A 24666-nucleotide genomic window follows, 5' to 3' on the forward strand; every position below is an offset into this window, starting at 1 on the left:
GGCTCTTGCGTGGCTATTTGCTCAATATTCTGGGTCATTCTGACCTCCACTTGTTGCTGCGCGAACTGATGAAGGAATCAATTCATCGGCCTACATCGTAAGATATATCATACGCCTAGACTCTTGGCAAACCACAGGCGTATATGGTCGTCTGACCAATCGAACACGGGAGAGTTTGATGGATATCGGTGAGCGACTTCACGCCTTGCGCCTGGCCAGCAATCAATCACTGCAGGCCGTGGCCGATCAGGTGCAAATCTCAAAGGCCCATGTCTGGGAACTCGAGAAGGGGCACTCCAAGAACCCCTCCTTCGAACTCGTGCAAAAACTCGCGACACATTTCGGGGTGACGATCGACGAGTTGACCGGCGCTGCAGACAAACCGGACGACAAGGACATTCACATCCAACGGCTACACCGCGACATGTCGGAGGCTCAGCGATGGAGACCGTCGGGTCGTCGAGGATATGATCAAGTCGCTCAAAACCCGGGCGCAGGGCGGCCTGTGATCCTTAGCCGTATCGATCTGGCAGACATTCAAGGATCCGTTCGCATGGCCAACGCAGTGCATCAGCAATTGTCCCAAACCGACGGCGCCGTACCGGTGACCCGCGTCGCAGAGGCTCTGGGCATTTTCGACATCACCGTCCAAGCGTTCGACGGCTTCGAGGGTATGTTGCTGAAGGACGCACGGCGCAGCGTCGGGTCAATCCTAGCCAATAACGCAAAAGGTGACCGGCGGGCACGCTTCACCATTGCCCATGAGTTAGGGCACTTCCTTCTCGAACGGCACGTGCTTAACGGCGATGAGGGCTTCCAGTGCCGATCTGTGGATCTGCGCGCATCCGATACAAGGTCGGACAATCGACACAAACGGCAGGAAGCCGAAGCCAATCTATTCGCGGCCCATCTCCTCGCTCCGCGGCATCTCTTCGACAGGCACATGGAGCCGGACCCGTCTCTCAAAGATGCGGTTCGCAGCGCCAAGACCCTCGACATCAGCCTCGAAGTCGCCGTGCGCCGCATGATTGACCTGCGCGATGAGCCGCTTGCCGCCGTCTGGTCTCACAAAGGGACCATTCGGTACAGTATCAAACACAAAGACTTCCCGTTTCTCCTGCCACGCCGCAAAGACCAGCTTCCAAAGGATACCTGGGCCACGAAGCAGGTTGCGGGCAATCGGGTCGGCATTTCGGAGATGCTCGATGCTCCGCCCTACCGGTGGGTCGATAGAGACAACTACGAGGCTCTTCGAGCAGACCCGGCTTGGACGCACAGGCCATGCCTTAACCTTGCTTTGGGCCAAGCGGCACCCAAACGCAGGCGAGGAAGAAGAGGACGGCACCGGCGGTCCGGACGCATTGTCCATGCCGGCGTTTCGGTAACGCGCAACACTTCGTAAGTTCGGCGACCTCGGACTGGACATTGCGGACCACCTGAGCGGTACTGCACGTAAGCCCGCTGTCACGGGCTTCTCTCAGTGCACCGGCCTGGACGCCCTAGGCGCTGATGAGAGAACAAGATGACCCTGGACGAGATCCCAACTGCCGACCGCCCCACGCTTCTAAAGGAATGGTCCGACCTCTTCGAAACCCCCTGCCCCGAAGGGCCTCAGCCAAACCATGCTGCGGCGCTTCCTCGCCTTCGAGCCCGCAAGCCAAGCGGCACGGTGGACTAAGCAAATCGGTTCGCACACAACTGCAGCGTTCGTCCGACTGCCAAGTCAAACCATCCGCAACCAGGCTAAAGCCCGGCGGACGCCTGATCCGCGAGTGGAATGGCAAGACCCACGTGGTCGAGGTCACCGATGATGGGTTCATGTGGCGCGGGCAGCGATGGCGCTCCCTGTCGGTCATTGCCCGGGAGATCACAGGCGCACACTGGTCAGGGCCGCGCTTCTTTGGATTGGCCAAGACGCGCTCATGACCAAAATTCGCTGTGCCATCTACACCCGCAAATCTTCAGATGACCGGCTGGATCAGGAGTTCAACTCCCTCGACGCCCAACACGAGGCCTGCGCCGCCTACATCGCAAGCCAGAAGCACGAAGGCTGGACGCAAAGCGCCACCCGCTACGACGATGGCGGCATCTCGGGCGGCACGCTCGATCGCCCCGGTCTTCAAGCGCTTCTCGGCGACATTGATGCTGGCCGCGTCGACATGGTCGTGGTCTACAAAATCGACCGCCTGACACGCTCCCTCGCGGACTTCGCAAAGCTTGTTGAGCGCATGGAAGCGGCTGAGTGCTCCTTCGTCTCCGTCACGCAGGCTTTCAATACCTCGTCGTCTATGGGCCGCCTCACACTCAACATGCTGCTTTCATTTGCACAATTCGAACGTGAACTCACAGCCGAGCGCATTCGCGACAAGATCGCCGCGTCAAAGAGGAAAGGCCTGTGGATGGGGGGATTGCCGCCCCTCGGATACGATCCGCATCCCGACAAAACGCGTCGGGAACTGGTGGTCAATGCCGATGAAGCCAAGACAATCCGGCGGCTCTTCGAGTCTCTATCTGGAAGCCGGGTGTTTGAGCAAGGCGGCGATACACGCACAGGCCGAAGGCCTAAGGTCCAAGCGGCGCGTTTTTGCGTCGGGTCGTATTCAGGGCGGTGGCCAACTGAGCCGCGGCCAGATCCATGCCATTCTCACCAGTCCGATCTATCGCGGACAGATCCGGCACAAGGATGAGACCTTCGAGGGCCTGCACGAGCCGATCATCGACCAGGTGCAATGGGACGCGGTGCAATCGGCCCTTCAAGACGCAAGTGCACGCCGACGCGGCGTCGCAAGTCTCAAAGCTCCCGCGGACGCGGCACCGCTGATCGGTAAGTTCCGCGACGAGACCGGAGATCGCCTCACGCCCACACACGCGCAAAAGTTCGGGCGGCGGATCCGGTATTACGTCTCCAACAGGTTGATCTCAGGCCGGGCCAAAGACGGATGGCGACTGCCCGCTCCGGCGTTCGAGCGCGCCGTGGCCGACATTATTTTCGCGCACTTGTCTGGCTTTGCCGCACGTTGTGCCGTTCTCGCCCGAGGTACAGCCAACAGAATGGAGGCCGCCAGCGCAGCAACAAAGGCTCTCGCGGATCGAGATCACTGTGCACGGAGCAAGAGAGGTCGCGTCAATCATCGAGCAAGGGACATTGGGTGCGAGCCCATCCGGATCGAACTAAACCGCGGTGCGCTGGCGACCCACCTTGGTGTCGATGAAGACCTGCTGGATGCGGATATCACGCACATCAAAAGCCCTTTCACGCACCGCAAACGCGGACAGGAAGTCAAAATCATCGCTGGAGAACGCGCGCCCCAACCCGATGACACTCTGATTGCGGCTCTGCGCAAAGCGCATCTTTGGGCCGGTGAGATCAAGACTGGCACATCGATTAAAGACATTGCCCGCGATGCCTCATGCGCCGGCAGCTACATACGCCGGATTATACCTCTCGCAACGCCTTCGCCGAGGATTCAGACGGCCATCCTAGATGGCTCGACCCCGCCCGACCTGACGCTCGAACGCCTGATCCGAAAGCCGCTTCCGCTTGACTGGTTTGCTCAAGAGACACAGTTCGGGTTTGCCGCCTAGGCCTTCCCTGTTTCCACCAGATAGCTTCCCTGTTTCCCATGCACTCTACCCTGTTGCGGCTGGAGAAGTTCCCTGTTCCAGTGCGCAGGGAAATCGCCCGTAACCTGCTGTAAAATTGTACCTTTACAGGATCTCGGATCGCGAAACCGCAAGCAAAAAACCCAACTTCCCTGTTCATTCCCTGTAACCGCAAAACCCGCACCGCGTTATATCGCCAATTGAGACGGACGGGCTTGAGGTCGCAACCATGGAACGCGCGGTGCGTCTCAGTCGATGAACGGTCGAGTAATGGCTTTGATCTCACGGGATAGTCGCGGCCCAAACGCACATCGCAAAGTGAGACGCGGGTCGGTGGCGGAGGAGGTGGGATTCGAACCCACGGTACGCTTTCACGCACGCCGGTTTTCAAGACCGGTGCATTCGACCACTCTGCCACTCCTCCGGCGGGGTCTGGGCCACGCGATACTGTGACATGTGTGATTCTGAAACCCGCCCTGTGAAGGCAACTTTCACAAGCCACCTTTTCAGAACCGAATCAGTCAGCTATCTTGCTCGCAATACAGGTGTGCCCGCCAAAAGGGCACAGGTCCGGCAACGACCGGGAAACCAATAAAACACCGTGCGCTCGACGCGCGGGAAATGAGTGCAGAGATGAGCAGTATGACACAACACCGCCCCACGCCCCGAATCCGCCTGGCGCTTGCGCTTGTGCCACTGATGGCCCTGTCCGCCTGTATGGGTGAGGACGGCGAATTCTTCGGCTCCCGCAACGCTGATGCCGATGGCCCGGCGCCAATTGGCGCCACACGCCTCGTCGAACGCGACGTCGAGGCGCCTGAAATCTTTGAAGAAACCACCGAAGGCTTGTGGGATGGACGCCCCTCGCTTGGTGGCGTCTGGGTCGCGCACCCCGATGTTGGCGATCCTGAACGCGTGATCATCCGCAACGATGAAAACGGCCGCTTCGTGATCGGCGCGCTCTTCCGACGCGAACGCGATCACCCCGGCCCGACGCTTCAGATCTCCTCTGACGCAGCCGCCGCCCTGGGCGTTTTGGCCGGCGATCCAACCGTGCTGAACGTCACCGCCCTGCGTCGTGAAGAAGTGGCCGAGACCGCTGAAGGCGCGCCCGACGCACTGGCACCGGGCGAAGAAATCGCAGCCTCCGCCGCTGCGGCCGAGATCACCGCAACCCCGCTCGACGGTGCAGAAGACATCGCAAGCGCCGCCGCAGCGGCCATTGAGGCCGCGGATCCCGCACCGCAACCGGCCGCCGCGCGCACGCCTGCGGCCAGCGATCTTGAGAACCCCTATGTTCAGATCGGCATCTTCTCTGTGCAAGAAAACGCCACCAATACCGGGCAGGCCTTGCGCAGCGTTGGACTAGAGCCCACAATCTATGACCAGTCGAGCAACGGTCGCCAATTCTGGCGCGTCGTGGTGGGCCCCGCGAATACGTCGGAAACCCGCGATGCGATCCTTGAAAGCGTGCAGGGGCTTGGCTTTGACGATGCCTTTTTCGTAAGTCGATAGGACGCCATGCACAGCGCAATTCTGATCAGACCCGCCGCGACACTCCTCGCGGCGGTTTTGTTTTTGCTCACTGCCCTGACCGCCGCAATGGGCCAGGGCTACGACACTCAGGCCCGCGCGGCCTATGTCTATGACCATGCCTCGGGCCAGGTCCTGTTGAGCCTGAACGCGGATGAGGCTTTGCCGCCCGCCTCTATGTCCAAGCTGATGACGCTTCTGATGACGTTCGAGGCGCTTCGCGATGGCCGCCTGACGCTGGAGACGCGCGTGCCTGTCTCAGAGCATGCAATGAGCTTCGGCGGCTCTACCATGTTCCTCAACACACAAGACCGTCCGACCATAGAAGAGTTGATCCGTGGCGTCGTGATCGTATCCGGCAATGACGCGTCGGTGGCCTTGGGCGAGGCGCTCAGCCCCGATGGGACAGAGGCTGGATTTGCCGAAATGATGACAGCGCGCGCGCGCCAGTTGGGAATGATGAATTCGACCTTCCGAAATGCCTCGGGCTGGCCCGCGGAAGGGCACCGCATGTCGATGCGTGACCTTGGCATTCTGTCGGTTCGCCTGATCGAGGAGTTTCCCGAATACTACCACTACTTCCAGGAAACGGAATTCGACTATGAGGATCGCTCTCCCGCCAACCGGTTCAACCGCAATCCCCTTTTGGGGCTGGGGATCGGTGCGGACGGCCTGAAAACCGGCCACACGTCCGAGGCTGGCTATGGACTTGCAGGCTCGGCCATGCAGGGCGATCGCCGCGTGACCTTTGTGATCACTGGCCTGTCTTCGTCTGAGGCGCGCGCGGCGGAATCCGAGCGCATTGTGACCTGGGCCTTCCGCCAATTCGTGATGCAGGAGGTCGTGGAACCCGGCATTGAAATCGCCCGTGCGCCTGTCTTCCTTGGCGCGGAAGAAAGCGTAGGCCTTGCCCCGGCGGAAGGCGTCGAAATGCTCGTGCCTGCCCTGCTGGACCCGGAGATCGAGGCAAACGTCACCTTCACAAGCCCCCTGCCCGCGCCCGTCGCAGCCGGAGACGTGGTCGGCGAATTGCATATCATGCAAGGTGTCCTGGGCTTTGAGGCCCGCGTTCCAGTTGTCGCTATGGCAGATGTCCAACGCGGCGGTCCGATGGTGCGTCTTCGGACGGCATGGGGCGATGTGATGGGCATGGTCGGCGGCGGCGAAGACGCCGCACCGGAAGCTGTCGCCAACTGACACCGCCCCACCCGGCACGATCCCAATGCGCTCCCGCCCTTGACACGAAAGCAGAGCTTTCGGTCAATGGTTGGGCGTGGCACGCCGGGCGGGCCAGATGGCCCGTGTCGGCGCGGACGGCGCTTCATCTGATAGCTTTCGATGTAGGGTGCGCGCTGTGCCATTTTTTGCATTTTCATGGAACAAAAGATGGGCAGTGCATCCAAAGGAGCGCACCAGCTTGCTCTGCGGCACGGACCGTGTAATGGCTGGCGCCTCAACGGATGGGACAAGGACCAACACGCGATATGGCTGAGACGAAAGGCCTCTTCATCAGCTTTGAGGGCATTGATGGCTCTGGCAAGTCCACACAGGCGCGCAGGCTCGCGGATTGGTTGCTGGATCAGGGGCGCGATCCGGTTCTGACGCGCGAGCCGGGCGGCGCGCCAGGGGCCGAGGAAATCCGTCGGCTGCTGGTTGAGGGGGAGCCGGAACGCTGGAGCCCCGAGACGGAAATCCTGCTCTTCACTGCCGCGCGCCGCGACCATCTGGAGCGCACAATCCGCCCCGCGCTTGAGGCAGGCCGGGACGTTGTGACGGATCGTTTCGCCGATTCCACACGAGTCTACCAAGGGGCCACACGTGGCGATCTTCGGGGGTTGGTGGACCAGATCCACGACAGCGCAATCGATGTTGAGCCTGATCTGACCCTCATCCTCGACATGGATCCTGCCATTGCGTTGCAACGCGGCTTGGCGCGTCAGAGCGGCGAGGACCGGTTTGAGGAGTTTGGCCTTCCGTTCCAGAAAAAGCTGCGGTCGGGCTTTCTCGACCTCGCCTCGGATCAGCCCGACAGGTGCGTTGTGATTGACGCCGACACAGATGCAGATGCGATTGCCTCTGCGATCCGCGATGTGGTGGCGGGCAAGCTGGGTTGAAGCGCCCGCTTTTCGCCTGCCCCTGCCCCGCGCCCGTGCTACGTTACCTGCATGTCTGACGACGTCCCACTCGAATCCGATCGCCTCGACGGCGCACCGCATCCGCGCGAAACGCTGCGGCTGTTTGGCCATGCCGGGCCGGAGGCGGAGTTCCTGTCTGCCGCCTCTTCGGGCCGCCTGCCTCACGGTTGGCTCCTGACCGGCCCGCGCGGAATAGGCAAAGCCACCTTCGCATGGCGCGCCGCGCGTTTTCTGTTGGCGACGCCCCCGATGGCAGATGACGACATGTTCGGTGCACCGCCGCCGCCCGAGAGCCTCGACATCGACCCCGAGCATCCCATTGCCCGGCGGATGCTGGCCCTGTCTGAGCCGGGTCTGTTTCTGCTGCGGCGCCCGGTGGACGATAAGGACCCGAAGAAGCTGAAGACGGTCATCACCGTTGACGAGGTCCGGGGTCTCAAGGGCTTTTTCCAGATGTCCGCAGGCGATGGCCGCCGTGTCGTGATCGTGGACAGCGCGGATGAGATGAACCCGTCGGCCGCGAACGCCCTTCTCAAGGAATTGGAAGAACCCCGGAAGGTGCCGTTCTTTTCCTCATCTCGCACCGCCCCTCGGGCCTTTTGCCAACGATCCGCTCCCGGTGCAGGACCTTGCGCTTCAACGCGCTCAAAGATGCAGACCTCGCCGCAGCGCTGGCGCAAGCCGGGGCGGAACCACCCGAAGGTGTTGCATTGGCCACCCTCGCCCAAGGGTCGGTCGGTGCGGCCATCACCTTGGCCGAACAAGGCGGACCCGCACTTTACGCTGATGTCATGCGCCTGCTGGAAACCTTGCCCAACATGGACCGCGCGCTGGCCCTCAAACTCGCCGAAAGCACGGCGGGCAAAGCCAATGAAGCGCGCTTTGATCTGACCCTGAGCCTGTTGGAAACCGCGCTCTCCCGAGCGGCCCGCCTTGGCGCGACCGGACAAGCCACCGCTGACATCGTCCCAAACGAGGCGGCAATTCTCGCCCGCCTCGCCCCGGACCCGCAGAGAGCCCGAGACTGGGCCATGCTTGCACAATCGCTGACCGCGCGCGCCCGCCGCGGCAAGGCGGTCAACCTTGACCCCGCCGCGCTCATCTTCGATATCTTCCTCGATCTGGACCGCACTGCGGCCCGCCTTGCCGCGTGAGCGTCCCCATGACCCAACCTCAAATCGTCGACAGCCACTGCCACCTCGATTTCGACAGCCTCGCCTCAGAGCCGCCCGAAGTGGTCTCGCGCGCTTTGGATGCTGGCGTCACGCGTATGGTCACGATCTGCACGCGCCTCAGGAACGCCCCGCAGGTACAGGCCATCGCCGAGGCGCACGCACCCGTTTTCTGGGCCGGCGGCACCCACCCCATGTCCGCAGCGGAGGAGCCTCTGGCAACTATTGAAGACCTGACGGCACTCGCCGCGCATCCCAAATTCGTCGGTATCGGTGAGACCGGTCTGGATTATCACTACACGGCCGATAGCAAAGCCGTGCAGCAGGAAAGCCTTCGCATCCATATCGAGGCCGCGCGGCAGACAAACCTGCCCCTCATCATCCATTCCCGCGATGCGGATGACGACATGGTTCGTATCCTGACCGAGGAACACCGCGCCGCCCCCTTCACCTGCGTGATGCACTGCTTCTCCAGCAGCGCGGAACTGGCTAAGGCCGCCGTCGATTTGGGCTTCTACCTGTCCATGTCGGGCATCGCCGCATTCCCGAAATCCCAAGCCTTGCGCGATATCTTCGCAAGCGCCCCGGTCGACCGCATCCTTGTCGAAACCGACAGCCCCTACCTCGCACCCCCACCCCACCGCGGCAAACGGAACGAGCCTGCCTTCACCGCCCACACCGCGCGTGTGGGTGCAGAGCTTTTCGACCTTTCCTACGACGCCTTCGCTGTCCAGACCTCGGCCAACTTTGACCGGCTGTTCTGGAAAGCGGCCCTTGCGACAAAGGCCGCCTGAATGGCCACGCTGCGCTTCACCATCCTTGGCTGCGGCTCGTCCGGTGGCGTCCCGCGCCTTGGCGGCCATTGGGGCGCCTGCGACCCCACCCACCCGAAAAACACTCGCCGCCGCTGTTCCCTTCTGGTGGAACGCATCACCCCAGGCGGCACCACTGCTGTCCTTATCGATACCTCCCCCGACCTGCGGGCGCAGCTTCTGGACACGGGCATTGGTCGGCTTGATGCCGTCCTCTACACCCATGCCCATGCCGATCATGTCCACGGACTCGATGACCTGCGGATGATCGTCTTCAACATGCGTGCGCGCTTGCCGGTCTACGCAGATGGCCCCACCACAAACGACCTGCTCAACCGCTTTGGCTATGCCTTTGTGCAGCCGCCAGGCTCGGCCTATCCGCCAATCCTCGACATCTTCGGGATCGATGGCGATACCACCATCGACGGCCCCGGCGGCCCGATCACGTTCGCCCCGTTTGAGGTCACGCACGGCAATATCGATGCACTCGGCTTCCGCGTAAACGACGTGGCCTACCTGCCCGACGTGTCCGACATCCCCGATGCTGCTTGGCCTGCCCTGAAAAACCTCGACATCTGGATCCTCGACGCCCTGCGCCGGGACCCACATCCATCCCACAGCCACCTCGCGAATTCACTGGAATGGATCGCGCGCGCTGCACCCAAACGCGCCGTGCTCACCAACATGCACATCGATCTGGACTATGAGACGGTTCTGGCCGAGACGCCCGCACATGTCGAACCCGCCTTCGACGGGATGCAGATCGAGGTCGCGGACTAAGCCCAAAAGGCACCGCCCCGCCCATCTTTGTTCCATGAAAATGCATTTGCGCCGCCTGCCCCAAGCGCGTCGCCACAAGTAAAGCGCCAACAAACTGACTGCCCGGAGGGCCGAGGAGGCTTCAATTTCCCTTCCCGCTCCAAACCCGCTAACCCTGCAACATGCTTGATCTTCTGGCCATCGTTCTGCCGGTTTTCCTTGTCGTCGGCGCGGGCTACTCCGCCGTCTGGCGCGGCCTTTTCAAGGATAGTGCAGTTGATGGGCTCATGGTGTTCACCCAGAAATTCGCCATTCCCTGTCTGCTCTTCTCCGCCATTGCCACGCTCGATCTCGGGGCCGAGCTTAACCTTCGCCTCCTGATATCCTTCTACGCGGGCTCAACCTTCTGCTTCTTCGCAGGCCTTTTCGGCGCGCGCCTTGTCTTCAAGCGCCCCTGGACGGACAGCGTCGCCATCGGTTTTTCCGCACTCTTTGCCAATACCGTCCTTCTGGGCTTGCCGATATCCGAGCGCGCTTATGGCGCGGAGGCTCTCGGGCCGAACTACACCATCATCGCCTTCCACGCGGCCTACTGCTACCTGCTCGGCATAACGACGATGGAGATCATCCGCGCTGAAACACGCGGCCTGCGCCTTGGCGGCACCGTGGCCAAGGCGATGTTCCAGAATTCCCTGATGATCGGCATCGGCCTGGGCTTCATCGTGAACCTCTCCGGCCTGCCGATCCCCGGCGTCCTGCGAGAGGCACTGGATCTGATGATCCGCGCGGCCCTGCCCGCGGCCCTCTTTGGCCTTGGCGGCGTGCTCTACCGTTACAAACCCGAAGGCGATGTAGGCGTCATCGCCATGATCTGCGGCTTGTCCCTGCTGGTGCATCCGGTCATTGCGTACACGCTCGGCAACGGCCTCGGCCTCAGCCAGGCCCAACTGCAATCTTCTGTCCTCACAGCCGCCATGGCCCCTGGCGTGAACACCTATATTTTCGCAGATATGTACGGCTGCGCCCGCCGCGTGGCAGCCACGTCGGTACTCGTCGGTACGGCGCTTACCGTTGTTACAGCTGCGGTGTGGATCGCGGTGTTGGGATAGCCGCTGAAAACCTTAACATCAAGTTAAGAAAAAGCGCAGAACCGTTTCAATTCAACATCTTAACCCATGGTTGCGCGCGTGCAACCGCCCCTCAATGCGGCGCAATTCCACGCAGTCGCTCAGACCGCCGCCTGAGCATCTCCACCGTCGCCAGAAGAACGATCGAAATCGCCACAAGGATCGTGGCCGCCGCCAGAATGACCGGGCTGATCTGCTCGCGCAGGCCCGTGAACATCTGCCACGGCAAGGTCTGCTGCCCGGCTGAGCCCACGAAGATCACCACCACGACTTCATCGAACGAGGTGATGAAGGCGAACAACCCGCCCGAGATCACGCCTGGCAGGATCAAAGGCATCTGGATGCGGAAGAAGGTTGTGACCGGATTGGCCCCCAGATTGGCCGCCGCCCGCGTCAGTGACCGGTCAAAGCCCACAAGCGTGGCCGTCACGGTGATGATGACAAACGGGATACCAAGCGCCGCATGGGCCAACACAACACCCCAATAGGTGCCTTGCAACCCGATGCGGGAGTAGAAGAAATACATCCCCGCCGCCGAGATGATCAGCGGCACGATCATGGGCGAGATCAGGATCGCCATGATCGCCCCTTTGAACGGCACGTGCGTCTGGCTCAAACCAATCGCTGCAAGCGTTCCGAAGCCAACCGACAAAGGGTCGCCACCGGCGCAATCATCAGCGAGTTGCGCAGCGGCGTCATCCATTCCTCGCCCTCAAGGCCTGTGAGCTTGCCGATCACCAGACCGAAAATGGCCCCGATCAGGATCGGAAACAGGTTCAGGTTCCCCTTCCACACCTTCAGGATCACCGTCAAAGCTGCCCCGATCCCAAGCCCGACCAACAGGCCGATCCATGGGTAGCCGTCCTCGCCGAAGAAATCCTGATAGTGGTGCAGGCTGTAGGCGTCGCGCTCAAAGGCGAGCATCCCAGGCGTGAAGGTAAAAAAGTCTTCCGCATTGAAGCTCAGCGGAATGATGATGATAATCGGCGCGATCAGGAAGAAGAAGATCAGCCCACAGATCACCCTGAACCCGTAGAACCAGATGCGCTGTCCGAAGGTGGCATATGGGGAAGTTTTGTATCCATGGTCGCTTACCCCAGCTTCACGTTGTCGATGCCCACGATCCGGTCGTAGAGCCAATAAAGAACCAAAACCACCGCCAGCAGGATCGAGCCAAGCGCGGCCGCCAGGCCCCAGTTGAGGCTGGAGGAGATGTGGAATGCGATCCGGTTCGAAATGAACGTCCCCGTCCGCCCACCGACAAGTTCAGGGGTGATGTAGTAGCCGATGGCTAGAATGAAGACGAGGATACAGCCCGCCCCGATTCCCGGAATGCTCTGCGGGAAGTAAACCCGTCGGAACGCGGTGAAATTCGTCGCCCCCAGCGATTTCGCCGCCCGGACATAGCTCGGCGGGATCGTCTTCATCACCGAGAACATTGGCAAGATCATGAACGGCAACAGGATGTGCGTCATCGCGATGATCGTGCCGGTCTGGTTGTTGATCAGCGCCAATCGGCTGTCATCGGCCACCAACCCAATCCACACCAGGATGTCATTGATCACCCCTTGCTGTTGTAGCAGCACCTTCCAGGCGGAGGTCCGCACCAAAAGCGAGGTCCAGAACGGCAGCAGCACCAGGATCAGCAGCAAGTTCGATGTGCGCGTGGGCAGGTTCGAAAGCAGATATGCGATGGGATAGCCAAGCAGGATACAGCTGATCGTTATGACGCCCGACATGAACAGCGTCCGCCAGAACAACAGCAGATACAGGCGCTGATCTTCAGGCTGTGCCTCAATACCCTGCGGCGTCAGTTGCAGATCGACGGACGACAGGAAGTAGCCGGCGGTGAACGGGTCCGAGAAAGCCTCGATCGTGCCCCAGACCTCAAGGTCGAGCCAATCTTCGTCGATATCCTCGAACGCGTCGCGGTAGCTTTGGGTCTCGAAACCCGGAACGGCCTCCAAGGCCGCCACGAATACAGGGCCATCAAAGCGCCCAAGGCCCGCAGCCCCCTCGCCACTTTCGTGGATCGCCATCAGGTCATGGTAAAGCCCCGCATAGACAAGGTGCCATGGCTCTTCTTCGGCCGGATCATCGCCATCGGTTTCCTGAATGGTTCTCGCGAAAACCTCATAGGCTTCCGCCGCGCGGGGAAGCTGGCCTCAAACTCCGCGTCGATCCGGAACAGCGACAACGGGCGATCCTCGCCCTCAGCCGGGCGGCTGGCCAACCAGCCGGTGTCTGACACCAGTGGCAACCAGAACAGCGGGTCTTCCCACTGTTCGTTCAGATCCACGAACTGGTCCGTGTAAATCTCGCCAATATCGTCTACACCGCGCCCGGTTTTGCGGAACAGGGACGACATACCCGTCGTCTCGTAGTTCAGGCGACTGCCCAGGCGCGTATGCTGGCGGCGTTCCGTTGCGGCGTAGAAATCCAGCGCCAGCGCCGCGTAGGCATCGTCTTCAGGCAGATCTGACGGATCCCATTCATCCAGCGCCACAACGGTGCGCGGCAGGGTCTCGGACACGATCTGGTTCTCGACCGAGCGGAACAGCATATCCACGATCGGGGCGATGAAGGTCACAAGGATAAAGATCAGCAGCGGCGCGATCAGCATCAGCGCGCGCAATTTCTGGGCGCGCAATGCACGGGACAGCGACCGCTTCAGCGGGCGGCCATCGGCGGCCAGGACGGGGCCATCTTGAGTTGCGTCGCTCATTCCACGCCCTCGACTACAAGGATCACACTGTCGGCGGTGCGACGGCGGATCTCGGCAACTTCTTGATATGCGGGGTCGTTGTAGGCGGCCATTGCGGCCTCGTACGACTCGAATTCAAACACGACATGGCGCTGGAAGGTCTCACCTTCCATAATCTCGGACTTGCCGCCGCGCACGATGGGCTTGGCCCCGTGGCTCAGCAGGATCGGCGTGTCCCGTTCGATGTACTCTTGGTACGCCTCGGGATCGTTCACCGTGATGTGGCCGATGATATAGCCTTTGGGCATTGGACCGCCTTGTCGCCTCATGAGGGTGTCAGGGCGACCGAGGCCGCCCTGACAAAGGTAGATTTACTGGGCCAGCCACGCCTGGAAGCGTGCGTCCATGTCATCGCGGTAGTCCGCCCACCACTCGTAGTTGAACAGGAACGTGTTCTGAGCGTTTGCCGGATCGGTCGGCATGTGGGGCGCCATCGGGATGCCGAGGTCGGCATGGTCACCCACCAGCGGCGCGGACGACGCACGGGTCGGGCCATACGAGATGTAGAGCGCCTGATCGGCCAGGCGCTGCGTGTCCGTGGCGAAGCGCACGAAGTCGAGCGTACGGGCGAGACGATCTTCCGGCAGGCCAGCAGGAATGATCCAGCCGTCCAGGTCGAACATCTGCCAATCCCAGAGCATGTTGACCGGCTGGCCCTGCTCTTCGATCAGGCTGAACAGACGACCATTGTAGGTCGAACCGATTGCAACCTCGCCATCGGCCAGAAGCTGTGGCGTGTCAGCACCGGCGGACCACCAAACAGTCTGGTCCTTGATGGTGTCGAGCATCGCGAACGCGCGCTCAAGACCTTCTTCGGTCTCCAGCGTGTCGTAGACGTCTTCGATCGCCACACCGTCACAGATCAGCGCCCATTCCAGGTTCGCAATCGGGCGACGCTCCAGCGAACGCTGGCCGGGGAAGTTTTCGGTGTCGAAGATCGCGCAGACACTGTCAGGCTCGGCGCCGTTCCACTCTGCGATATCGTTGCGGTAGCCGAAAGTGGTCGAATACACGATCTGCGGGATGAAGCAGTCGGACACGATGAACTCGCCGAAGTCTTCCGAGGCAGGCGTGCCATCGGGGGCCGGTGCCAGCACTTCGTCATGGTCGATTTCCATCGCCAGACCTTCGTCGCACAGACGCATGGCATCAGCGGCCACAACGTCGACGAGGTCCCAGGTGATGTTGCCGGCCTCATTCATGGCACGCAGGCGCGCCACGGCTTCGGCCGAGCTTTCGTCCCAGATCACTTCCAGGCCCTCATGCATCGCAGCATAAGGGTCGGAATAGGCGCGCGTCTGGCTGGTCTGGTAGGCACCGCCCCACGACACAAGCGTCATGGAACCGGCCATGTGACCATCGGCCATTGCACCCGTCGCAGCAAAGGCCGCGCCGGTAGTCAGGAGCATAAGGCTCTTGAGTTTCATGGTTAGTCTCTCCTTGGTTGGACTTTGGTTTTTCCCGTGGTTTTTCGGCCCTTTACGGGCCGTTATGCATCCAGTGCCCGGCAATCCTGCGGACGCCAGCCGATCTCGATGCTCTCCCCCGGTTTCAGCCTGCGCTGATCGGGGGCATTTCGTGTCTTGATGATGAAGTCTTCGGTTCCCGCAACGCTCAGGCGCGTGCGGTAGATGTCGCCCATATAGACGAATTCTTTGACCTCAGCCTTCAGCGTATGGGCGTCATCCGCCAGACGCGAGCGATCCATTTCGACCCGCTCGGGCCGGATCGACACTTGGGTTTTCTCGCCGACCGCGCTGACATTGACCGGAACCGCGTCAATGACGGAGCCATCTTCCAACGTCACTTCGCACATGTCGCCTGCCATCTTGCTGACCATGCCCTGCAACGTGTTGTTCTCGCCAATGAATTGGGCGACGAAGCTGTTCTGCGGCTCCTCATAAAGTGTGTCCGGCGCCGCAAGCTGCTGGATGCGGCCATCGTCGAAGACGGCCACGCGATCCGACATGGTCAACGCCTCGGTCTGGTCGTGGGTCACGTAAACGGTCGTGATCCCCAACTCATGGGCGAGGTTGGTGATCTCGAACTGCAAGGTTTCGCGCAGCTGTTTGTCGAGCGCACCAAGCGGTTCGTCCATCAGAACCAGGCTTCAGGCTCGAACACCAGCGCGCGCGCCAACGCGATCCGCTGCTGCTGGCCACCAGAAAGCTGCGCCGGGCGGCGATTGATGAAATCACCCATCTGGACCATGTCGAGCGCGCGCTTGATCTTGCCCTCCCGGTCCGACTTGCCCATCCCGCGCACTTCCAGCGGGAAAGACAGATTCTCGCCCACTGTCATATGCGGGAAAAGCGCATAATTCTGGAACACCATGCCGATGCCGCGCTTGTGCGGCGGAATGTTGTTGATCGGTTTGCCGTCGAGGGTGATTTCGCCGTGCGTGGCGGTCTCGAACCCGGCCAGCATCATCAGGCAGGTGGTCTTGCCCGAGCCCGAGGGCCCAAGCATCGTCAGGAACTCGCCCCGCCCGATGTGAAGATTGAGGTCTTTAACGACGAGCACTTCGCCGTCATAGCTTTTTTGCACGCGGTCGAAGGCGACGAACGCTTCCGTCTGGTCTGAGGTCAAACCCCACTCCCCTGTTGTCTTGCTGCAGTGTCTCCGGGTTTACCCCGTGCCTGCGCTTATCAGGGCGAAGACTAAGCGCGGATGACCCGCAGTTTCAACCAAAGCCTTCGCCAACCCTATCTTCAAACCTGAATTTCCTTCTGACAAACGGGAAATGCGGCCATTCACAATCAAAAAGCGGCGCAATCGGGCGATCTGCCCGTGTCTTGTGCGGGTCGGGCAAAGGGCGTAACCCTTGCGCAAGGCATGTTATGACCCGCGAGGATGGCCTTTTTGCCGCTTTTCCCCAACATCTTGGACATCGCGTGACGACCGCTTCCCACAGCAATCCTTCGGGCGCCGCACTTTGGCGTCGCTTGTGGACAGAGCATGTGCGCCGCTACTGGCCCGTGCTCTTGCTGGCCGTCATACTCATGAGCCTTGAAGGCGCAGCCATCGGGGCCTTTGCCTGGCTTGTCCAACCGCTCTTCGACACGCTTTTCACCTCTGGGTCGATGGAGGGTGTGACATGGGTCGCTTTGATGGTCGGCGCCCTGTTTCTGTTGCGCGCAACGGCTGGCTTTTTCCAACGAATACTCGTGGTAGGCGTCGGGCTGCGCGTTGTGGCAGGCCTTCAACGCCGCATTTTGGACCATCTCCTGACCCTGGACATGGCCTTCTTTCAGACGAACCCGCCGGGTGCCCTGATCGAACGCACCCGCGGCGACACGAGCGCGCTTCAATCGGTATCATCGGCTGCCCTCATGTCCTTGGGGCGCGACGCGATCACGCTCGTCTCTCTGCTGACAGTCATGCTCTACACCGATTGGCGTTGGACGCTGTTCGCCTTGTTGGGTGTCCCTGCTCTCATCCTTCCACTGTTGGCTGTTCAGGCATTTATCAAGCGCACAGCAATCGCGGCGCGTGCGGCTGCGGCGGGCCTCTCAACCCGCCTGGATGAGATCTTTCACGGCATTCAAACCATCAAGCTGAACCGGCTTGAGCAGCATGAACGCGCCCGTTTCAAGGACGAGATCGCGGCCTATCTGCGCCCGTCGATCCGCGCCCAGATCGGCGTGGCCTCCAACCCTGCGATGATCGACATCATCGCAGCACTTGGCTTTGTTGTGGTGCTTTATGTCGGCGGACAGGACATCATCGACGGCGAAAAAACCCTCGGCCAGTTCATGTCCTTTTTCACTGCCTTGGGGCTGCTGTTCGAGCCGCTGCGCCGCTTGTCCAGTATTGCAGGCCAGGTTCAGACAGCCGGCGCCTCGCTGGAGCGGATCTATGATGTGCTTGAGACGAAGCCGACCATCACGGATGGTAAGAACGCGAAACCATTGTCGGCAGGCGATGTGACCTTCGATAATGTCCACTTCGCGTATGGCGATGCGCCGGTCTTGCGCGGCCTGACCTTCACCGCGAAGGCCGGGCAAACGACGGCGCTTGTGGGCGCGTCCGGCGCGGGCAAGACCACCGTGTTTGCGGCCCTGACACGGTTGCTGGATGCCTCTGAAGGCACGATTGCCATCGGCGGCACGCCAATCATCCAAGCCGAAACCGCCAGCCTACGCGACACGATCGCTGTCGTAGGCCAGGAAACGGCCCTGTTCGATGAAAGCATCGCCGCCAACATCCGCATGGGCGCACTGGACGCAACAGAAGCGGAGGTTGAGCAGGCCGCGCAAGCCGCCGAGGTTATGGAGTTTGCCCAGAACTTGCCCAATGGCCTCAATACGCTGGTTGGTCCCCGTGGCTCTGGTCTGTCCGGCGGACAGCGTCAGCGCGTCGCCATTGCGCGCGCGATGCTCAAAAGCGCCCCTATCCTGCTGCTGGATGAGCCGACATCCGCCCTTGATGCCAAGTCGGAAAAGCTGGTCGGCGCAGCATTGGATCGCTTGGCAGAGGGCCGCACCACCTTGGTGATCGCGCACCGCCTATCCACCATCCGCAATGCCGACAAGATCATCGTCATGGATCAAGGGCGCGTTGTCGAAGAAGGCACACATGACGAACTGCTCAGCCAAAATGGCGCCTATGCTCGCCTGCACGCGATGCAGATCACCGGCACTGATGATTAATGCGTGACGGCTGACCAAATCCCGAAGGCGCCGACTATCACAAGGCTCAGCGCCCACAAAAGATCAAGGTTGAACCAAGTCTTCGACAGGAACTTCAGCCCCAGCCACAGGTAAATGAAAACCGCGATAACCGCGCCAGCAAATGTCATCGCCAGCGTGTGCAAGCCTGCCACGGCAACCGCGATCCCCAGATCGCTGCGCATCAACGCCTCTGCCGCAAGATGCCCGGTGTCATCGGCCGCAATCGCGCAAATCCCTAGATAAATCGGCACCAACATCAGCCCCGCCCCATGGGCCAAGGCCGCCAGAAACGACCATAAGGCCAGCCGGGCCGGATGCACGCGCGCCAGCATACGCGGATGACGGCGGTTGATCAGCAGGTACACCCCCATTGCGATCACGATGACGCCTGCGCCGATCCGGATCTGGGTCTCGTATTCGACCAGCACGATCATCAACGAAAAGGGCAGCAGGATCGCTAGCATCGACAGGAAATGCCCAAACGCCAACAGCCCCAGCGCCTTCGGAAGGGCTGAGGCTTTCCGCTCCATCAACGCGGCTGAAACCGCCAGGGGCCATCCCATCCCGGGGTTCAACCCGTGATATAGGCCCGAGGCGACGACGGCCCACCAAAGGGCCGCCACTGAAAGGTCTTCCATAAGGCCCGCTTAGACGTTCGGGTAGCAGAAGCTGTCAGTCGAACAATCCCCGCCCTCAAGGCGGATCTGATGCGACCGGTAGCCGTCGGGGAAGTCGATGTAGAAGTCCTCCGCCAGGCGGAAACCATTCTCATCATTGTGCGCCATGACCATCTGGCCGCCCTCGTCGTCCGGGTAGAACTGATCATCCCATGTCGAATAGAGCGAGTTGGTCCAGTAGACCCGCTTCCCGTCGCGAGAAACCTCGACCATCTGGGGACCATAGACAAACGGCTTGCCGTTGGGGTGCGCGGTGCCACGCGCGATGCCACCCACCTCAACCTTGCCCACAAGAACCGGGTTCATCGGGTCCGACACATCGTACTGATGCATCTCGCCCAAGCCCCAGCAGGCCACATAGAGGTATTTGTCATCCAGGCTCAGGTCGATATCCGTCACCAACGGCGGTACAGCCTCGAACCCCTGCAAAAGCGGTGGCAGGTTCTCTGCCGCCTCTGGGCGCGGGTCGATGGTGATGGTCTTCTTCGCCTGCCATTTGCCATCCTCGCCGCGCCACCAGGTGAAGATCGAACCTTGCAGGTTGGTTGTGTCCACCACCACCCCACAGAACCCGTAGCTTTTGGTCGGATCATGCGCAGGCCGGATTTCCAGTGCCATCTGATGGTTTTCGCCCAGATCAATCGTCTGCACATTCTTGCGCGCACGAAGGTCCCAGAAATGGATCTTGTGGCCGTATTTGTTGGACAAAAGGTCCTCTGCCACGATCCCGCCCTCGAATTGCGGCGGCAGACCCCATTCGGAGGACACCATGTAATCCTGCGGCAGGTTCCACCAGAAATCGTAGTGCTTGTCCTGCTCGCCCCGGTCCATCTCATAGCGGCCGATCACATCGAACGTCTCGCAATCCATGATGAAGATGCCGGGCGGTCCATCGGTGCCATCTTCGCCACCGCCACCAAGGGTGGAGACGTAAATGCCCTCGGGCCCGCAATGGATCGTGTGGGGGCGCGAATAGCCGGTCTTGGCGAAAATCTCTTCCGGTTCGATGATCTTGTGGATCTTGGCCTCAAGCGGCTCCTTCACGTCAATCACATAGATCCGGCTCGACCGGATGCCGGGCACGATCAGATAGCGACGCTCAAGAAAGGCATGACCCGTCAGCGGCGAAAGCGATGACGAACACGCGTTCCAGCCAAAATGGTGAAACTCGTCACCCTTGTTGGGCACAATCACCTGATGGACGATCTGGCCATAGGTTTCAGATTTTGGGTCAAGGTCCACTACGGCGATCCCATCGGGCTGGCTGCCATCGGGGCTCAGCATCACGGTGAAGCCGTAGGTCTCAACCGGCGCTTCCATCGCCAGCTTCGCAGATGCGTGGAATGTCGGGTCTGGTCTCAGGTTCATATTCGTCCTCCCATTTCAGTAAGGTGCAGTCCTCTTGGGTGGGACTTTTCGCGTCGCTCAGGCACAGCACCTCCTATGCGGTCCCGGGGCAATCCGGGCCACGCGCCATACCGTCCGTCAAATGTCTGACAATTGATACGCTGCCTCAGAATCACTGATCCGCAAAGCGTTTTTCGACCCGGGGTGGAAAGCCGCCTGCACAATTCCTGCACTGAATGCCCCCGGCCCCTGCACGGACCCCACGCACCCTGCGCAATCCCCTCTGCCAGAACGTCTGCATTGAGACGCGAAACAGCGGAGAAAACCAATGAGCGGACAGTTCACAATCCGGGAGCCTTCCCGATCGCTTGAAACACGATGCCTGGTGGCTGATTGATGCGCCATCCAACACCAATGCCCGGCCGCAGCCCGGACTCGGCGCGCGCATCTCCGATGGCAAGGCTGCCTTACTGGCTCTGCTGATCCTGATCGTTCTGGCGGATGTCAGTTTCTGGGGTCAGGCACCGGGCCTTTCCATGGCCCTTTTCTGCATCGCCCTGTCCGCCGCAATGGTCGCATTCAAACCGGTCAAGGCCACGCGCCGCGAATGGGCCATGGCCATGGCGTTCGCCGTCATATGCAATTTGCCTGTTATCGAACACAGCCAGCCACTGGCCTACGCCTTCAGTGTGGGTGGTATTGCTGTGCTGCTCGCATGGGTGGTCCTTGGTGCGCAAATCCGCTGGTCCGAGGCGCTGACACCCTTTATCCGCGCCTCCTCCGACGGCTTGATCCTGCTGCCGGCTCGTGTGATCGGCTCTGCGCGCAATCGCAAGGCCGACACAAATTGGGCAGGCTCTCACCCGCGCCTACCTGCTTCCTGTCACCATAGCGTTGGTCTTTGTGACCCTATTCGCCGTCGCAAATCCACTGTTCGAACGGACGCTGGCCAACGCGGCCAATTTCGGCCCGATCAACGGCGACACCATCGTGCGTATCATCTTCTGGGCCGCTGCGGCGTGCCTGATATGGCCCTACCTCAACACGTCCGCACTGCGCCGAGACGCGGCCTTCGACCTGAAATTCCCGGCGGGCGACCTCTCTGCCGGCTATCTGAATTCTGCGTCCCTGCGCCTGTCCCTGATCCTGTTCAATGCGATCTTCGCGATCCAATCCCTGTCCGACCTGACGATCCTGACGGGCGGCGTCGCCCTGCCGGATGGCATGAGCTATGCCGAATATGCACATCGAGGCGCTTACCCTCTGCTGGTGACGGCGCTGCTTGCGGGCCTGTTCGCGGCCCTGACCCACAAAATGGTGGCCGAGGATAAGCGGATGCGCTGGCTGGTCTACGCCTGGCTCGGCCAAACCCTGTTGCTGGTCTGCACTGCCGCGTTCCGACTGGCACTGTATGTGCAGGCCTACAGCCTGACGCATCTGCGCATCGCGGCCTTCATCTGGATGGCGCTGATCGGCGTGGGCCTGGTGCTGGTCCTGATCCAGATCGCCCAGACCCGCCCTTTGGGCTGGCTGATCCGCTGGAACGCGGGCACGGCGCTCGCCACGCTCTACATCTGCTGTTTCGTTAACTTCACCCACATCATCGCTGACCATAACCTGTCGGCAGACATTCCCATCAGCCGCCTCGACCTGCACTACCTCTGCGGTCTTGGCGAGCAGGTCATCCCGGCCATGTGGGAACACGGGCCCATCTATGACGATGTGATTTGTGGCGTCCATGGCCGCCCAACCATTGCCTTTGACGACATCGACAGCTGGCAGGAATGGGGCTTTCGCCGCTGGCGGCTTGAAGCGTATCTTACCGCTCACCACGATTTGTGAGACGACATAGCCCATGCCCGCACACCTTTTGATTGTCGATGACGATCCCAATATCCGCGATGTCATCGGCTTTGCTGTTGAGGCCGCGGGCTTCAAGGCCGACTTTGCCGCCGATGGGGCGGCGGGTCTGGCCAAGGCGCAGACGGGTGCGGCGGACTTGCTGATCCTGGATGTGGGCCTGCCCGAGATGGACGGCTTCGACGTCTGCAAGGGCTGCGCAAAACCTCGGACGTGCCGATCCTGTTCCTGACTGCCCGCGATGATGAGATTGACCGCATCCTGGGCATGGAAATCGGCGGGGACGATTACGTCACCAAACCCTTCTCGCCCCGCGAGCTTGTGGCCCGTATCAAGGCAATTCTGAAACGCTCGGGCGGGCGAGCCGCCCCGTCAGAAACGTTCAGTCACGGCGCGCTAACCCTCGACCCCGCCCGCCACCAATGCACCTTCGCAGGCGCTGAGGTGGCGCTGACGCAATCGGAGTTCAACCTGCTTGAAGCTCTGCTCGCCAACCCCGACAAGGTCATAAAGCGCAACGCGCTGGTGGATGCGGTCTACGGCCACAACATCCACGTCTCCGACCGCACCATCGACAGCCATATCCGCAACATCCGTCGCAAACTGGCCGAGGCTGGCTGCGCAGACAGCATCGAAACGGTGCATGGGGTGGGCCTTCGGATGGGCCCATGCCTGCCCGCGTGAGCGCGCGCAGAAAATGGCGCCCGGGATTGGGCGGGGTGATCCTGGCCATGCTGGCGCTGGTCCTGTTCCTGCCATTTGCGGGCCTGAACCTGTTTCGCTTCTACGCCAATCAACTTGTCCAACAAACCGAGGAAAGCCTGCTGATGCAGGCCGCCGTCCTGACGGCCACCTACGAAGAACTCTACCGCACCGCCGCGGATCTGCCGCCCGAGCCTTTGCCCGCGGACGGTCGCCGTCCGTTCCGCCCGCTCTTTCCCTCCGTCACCGTCAATCCGCAGACGATCCTCGGACCCCGCCCGGATGGACTGCCCGCCACGGAAACGGTCGCAGAGCCATACCGCCGGATCTCGCCCTACCTGTCTGAGATCGCTCTCGGCGCGCAGGAGCAGACCTTGGCAGGTTATCGCTTCCTCGACCGCTTCGGCACCGTGATCGCGGGCTCCGCGGAAACCGGCGTTTATCTGGGCCATGTGCAAGAGGTCGCGCTTGCGTTGAATGGCGATACGGTCTCCGTGCCCCGTGTGCGCACCCGCCCAACGGCAGAGCCGCTGATCTACCGCTTCAGCCAAGGCACCCGTGTCCGCATCTTCGTGGCGATGCCAGTCACTATCGGCGATGACATCATCGGTGTCGTTTACCTCAACCGCACGCCCAACCATATCTTCCGCTTCCTCTACACCGAACGCCTCAACCTCTTCGGCGCCGCGATGTTCGTGCTGCTATCCACCGGCCTGATCGGCTATCTCTTCTGGCGCTTCGTCTCCCGCCCGATCCGCTCACTGGCCGCCCGGACCGAGACGTTCGGCGCGTCCGAGGCGCGATGGGAGCCCCTCGATCACTACGGAACGCGAGAGATTGAGACCTTGGCGCAAAGCTTCGGCACGATGGCCAACAGGTTGCAGGATCAACAGACCACTCTGAAAACCTACACCGCCCATGTCAGCCACGAGATGAAATCACCGCTCACCGCGATCAAGGGCGCGGTGGAATTGATGCAAGACACCGAGATGCCCCCAGAACGGCAGGTGAAATTCCTTGAAAATATCGCGCGTGATACGGAGCGGATGGGGCAACTCCTCGCCCGGATGCGGGAATATTCTGCCGTCGGTCAACTCGCCTCGGACGGGTCCAGCGATCTGGCGGACGCATTGGACGGCATGATCAGCCGCTTCCCACGCCTCAACGTGCGTCTGATCGGTCCAACGCGGCAGGTTCCGCTCTCACGTGAGGCGCTCGAGATCATCTTCCGCCACCTCATTGAGAACGCAGAAAGCCATGGCGCCACCGAGGTGCGGGTGACGGCAAAAGAAGAGGGGTTCACCTTGTCCGACAACGGCTCGGGCATCAGTCCCGGCAATCGCGATCGCATTTTTGAGCCGTTCTTTACCTCGCGCCGAACCGATGGCGGCACAGGGATGGGCCTGTCGATTGTCCGCTCCGTGCTCGCGCAGGCCGGAGGCGACATCACACTGGATGACGCTGGTGACGGCACGACGTTCCGCATCCATTTTCAGGTCTGA

At 61.2% G+C, this 24666-nt stretch carries 18 protein-coding genes, 1 tRNA gene and 7 pseudogenes; 17 read left to right on the top strand and 9 right to left on the bottom strand.

Annotated features, from left to right (window positions below):
• The first annotated feature begins 178 nt into the window (after positions 1-178).
• The 5 genes and pseudogenes from ACZ1HK_RS06360 (at position 179) to ACZ1HK_RS06380 (ending at position 3585) form a co-directional block, all read left to right on the top strand.
• Positions 179-1402, top strand: a complete 1224-nt coding sequence (locus ACZ1HK_RS06360; protein WP_472627995.1) for a helix-turn-helix domain-containing protein — start codon at positions 179-181, stop codon at positions 1400-1402.
• A gap of 120 nt (positions 1403-1522) precedes the next feature.
• Positions 1523-1678, top strand: a complete 156-nt coding sequence (locus ACZ1HK_RS06365) for a hypothetical protein (RefSeq protein WP_472628118.1) — start codon at positions 1523-1525, stop codon at positions 1676-1678.
• Between the two features lie 20 nt (positions 1679-1698).
• Positions 1699-1926 (top strand): DUF2924 domain-containing protein, encoded by a 228-nt coding sequence (locus ACZ1HK_RS06370; protein ID WP_472628106.1) that lies wholly within the window; start codon positions 1699-1701, stop codon positions 1924-1926.
• Positions 1923-2336 (top strand): annotated as a pseudogene (locus ACZ1HK_RS06375) (recombinase family protein); the annotation flags it as partial. The gene ACZ1HK_RS06370 and the pseudogene ACZ1HK_RS06375, both read left to right, overlap by 4 nt.
• 190 nt (positions 2337-2526) lie before the next feature.
• Positions 2527-3585: a recombinase family protein gene (locus tag ACZ1HK_RS06380; RefSeq protein WP_472627996.1), complete on the top strand. Its 1059-nt coding sequence runs from the start codon at positions 2527-2529 to the stop codon at positions 3583-3585.
• Positions 3586-3937: 352 nt separating this feature from the next.
• On the opposite strand, the gene ACZ1HK_RS06385 is transcribed toward ACZ1HK_RS06380, so the two are convergent.
• Positions 3938-4027, bottom strand: a tRNA-Ser gene (locus tag ACZ1HK_RS06385).
• Between the two features lie 209 nt (positions 4028-4236).
• Between ACZ1HK_RS06385 and ACZ1HK_RS06390 the strand changes: the two genes are divergently transcribed.
• The 7 genes and pseudogenes from ACZ1HK_RS06390 to ACZ1HK_RS06420 all read left to right on the top strand — a co-directional run bounded on the left by ACZ1HK_RS06390 (position 4237) and on the right by ACZ1HK_RS06420 (position 11123).
• On the top strand, positions 4237-5118 hold the full coding sequence (locus tag ACZ1HK_RS06390) for an SPOR domain-containing protein (protein WP_472627951.1): 882 nt from the start codon (positions 4237-4239) through the stop codon (positions 5116-5118).
• Positions 5119-5124: 6 nt separating this feature from the next.
• Positions 5125-6333 (top strand): D-alanyl-D-alanine carboxypeptidase family protein, encoded by a 1209-nt coding sequence (locus ACZ1HK_RS06395; RefSeq protein ID WP_472627997.1) that lies wholly within the window; start codon positions 5125-5127, stop codon positions 6331-6333.
• A 287-nt stretch (positions 6334-6620) separates the two neighbouring features.
• The gene (tmk, locus tag ACZ1HK_RS06400) at positions 6621-7250 is read left to right on the top strand and encodes a dTMP kinase (protein WP_472627998.1); all 630 of its coding nucleotides are present in this window, start codon (positions 6621-6623) and stop codon (positions 7248-7250) included.
• Positions 7251-7301: 51 nt separating this feature from the next.
• A pseudogene (locus ACZ1HK_RS06405) lies at positions 7302-8425 on the top strand (DNA polymerase III subunit delta').
• 8 nt (positions 8426-8433) lie between these two features.
• Positions 8434-9237, top strand: coding sequence for a TatD family hydrolase (locus ACZ1HK_RS06410; RefSeq protein WP_472627999.1), 804 nt, complete (start codon positions 8434-8436; stop codon positions 9235-9237).
• On the top strand, positions 9238-10035 hold the full coding sequence (locus ACZ1HK_RS06415; protein ID WP_472628000.1) for an MBL fold metallo-hydrolase: 798 nt from the start codon (positions 9238-9240) through the stop codon (positions 10033-10035).
• Positions 10036-10196: 161 nt separating this feature from the next.
• Complete coding sequence (locus tag ACZ1HK_RS06420) at positions 10197-11123, top strand: AEC family transporter (RefSeq protein WP_472628001.1); 927 nt, start codon at positions 10197-10199, stop codon at positions 11121-11123.
• Between the two features lie 91 nt (positions 11124-11214).
• Here the strand turns inward: ACZ1HK_RS06420 and ACZ1HK_RS06425 are convergent.
• From ACZ1HK_RS06425 to ACZ1HK_RS06450, 6 genes and pseudogenes are all read right to left on the bottom strand, one after another.
• Positions 11215-11828: pseudogene (locus ACZ1HK_RS06425) on the bottom strand (ABC transporter permease); the annotation flags it as partial.
• 183 nt (positions 11829-12011) lie between these two features.
• Positions 12012-12185: pseudogene (locus ACZ1HK_RS06430) on the bottom strand (ABC transporter permease); the annotation flags it as partial.
• A gap of 47 nt (positions 12186-12232) precedes the next feature.
• Positions 12233-13866, bottom strand: a pseudogene (locus ACZ1HK_RS06435) (ABC transporter permease).
• A complete protein-coding gene (locus tag ACZ1HK_RS06440; RefSeq protein ID WP_472627958.1) occupies positions 13863-14153 on the bottom strand; it encodes a DUF1330 domain-containing protein in 291 nt (96 codons plus the stop codon). The pseudogene ACZ1HK_RS06435 and the gene ACZ1HK_RS06440 overlap by 4 nt, the downstream one beginning before the upstream one ends.
• A 63-nt stretch (positions 14154-14216) precedes the next feature.
• Complete coding sequence (locus ACZ1HK_RS06445; RefSeq protein WP_472627959.1) at positions 14217-15332, bottom strand: extracellular solute-binding protein; 1116 nt, start codon at positions 15330-15332, stop codon at positions 14217-14219.
• A 62-nt stretch (positions 15333-15394) separates the two neighbouring features.
• Positions 15395-16494, bottom strand: a pseudogene (locus tag ACZ1HK_RS06450) (ABC transporter ATP-binding protein).
• A gap of 371 nt (positions 16495-16865) precedes the next feature.
• Between ACZ1HK_RS06450 and ACZ1HK_RS06455 the strand changes: the two are divergent.
• Positions 16866-18557, top strand: a complete 1692-nt coding sequence (locus ACZ1HK_RS06455) for an ABC transporter ATP-binding protein (RefSeq protein WP_472628002.1) — start codon at positions 16866-16868, stop codon at positions 18555-18557.
• Here ACZ1HK_RS06455 and ACZ1HK_RS06460 read toward each other — a convergent pair.
• Entirely contained in the window at positions 18554-19216 is a 663-nt protein-coding gene (locus ACZ1HK_RS06460; protein ID WP_472628003.1) for a hypothetical protein, read from the bottom strand. The genes ACZ1HK_RS06455 and ACZ1HK_RS06460 overlap by 4 nt on opposite strands.
• 9 nt (positions 19217-19225) lie before the next feature.
• Positions 19226-20623, bottom strand: coding sequence for a selenium-binding protein SBP56-related protein (locus ACZ1HK_RS06465; protein ID WP_472627963.1), 1398 nt, complete (start codon positions 20621-20623; stop codon positions 19226-19228).
• An 825-nt stretch (positions 20624-21448) separates the two neighbouring features.
• Here ACZ1HK_RS06465 and ACZ1HK_RS06470 point away from each other — a divergent pair.
• From ACZ1HK_RS06470 to ACZ1HK_RS06485, 4 genes and pseudogenes are all read left to right on the top strand, one after another.
• Entirely contained in the window at positions 21449-22444 is a 996-nt protein-coding gene (locus ACZ1HK_RS06470; protein WP_472628107.1) for a DUF4153 domain-containing protein, read from the top strand.
• Positions 22445-22457: 13 nt separating this feature from the next.
• Positions 22458-22738: pseudogene (locus tag ACZ1HK_RS06475) on the top strand (response regulator); the annotation flags it as partial.
• Positions 22730-23146 carry a winged helix-turn-helix domain-containing protein gene (locus tag ACZ1HK_RS06480; protein ID WP_472628108.1) on the top strand — a complete coding sequence of 139 codons (417 nt, stop codon included), beginning with the start codon at positions 22730-22732 and terminating at the stop codon, positions 23144-23146. The pseudogene ACZ1HK_RS06475 and the gene ACZ1HK_RS06480, both read left to right, overlap by 9 nt.
• Entirely contained in the window at positions 23131-24666 is a 1536-nt protein-coding gene (locus tag ACZ1HK_RS06485) for a sensor histidine kinase (protein ID WP_472628004.1), read from the top strand. The genes ACZ1HK_RS06480 and ACZ1HK_RS06485 overlap by 16 nt, the downstream gene beginning before the upstream one ends.

It is taken from the genome of Gymnodinialimonas sp. JB5-7 (assembly GCF_055693405.1).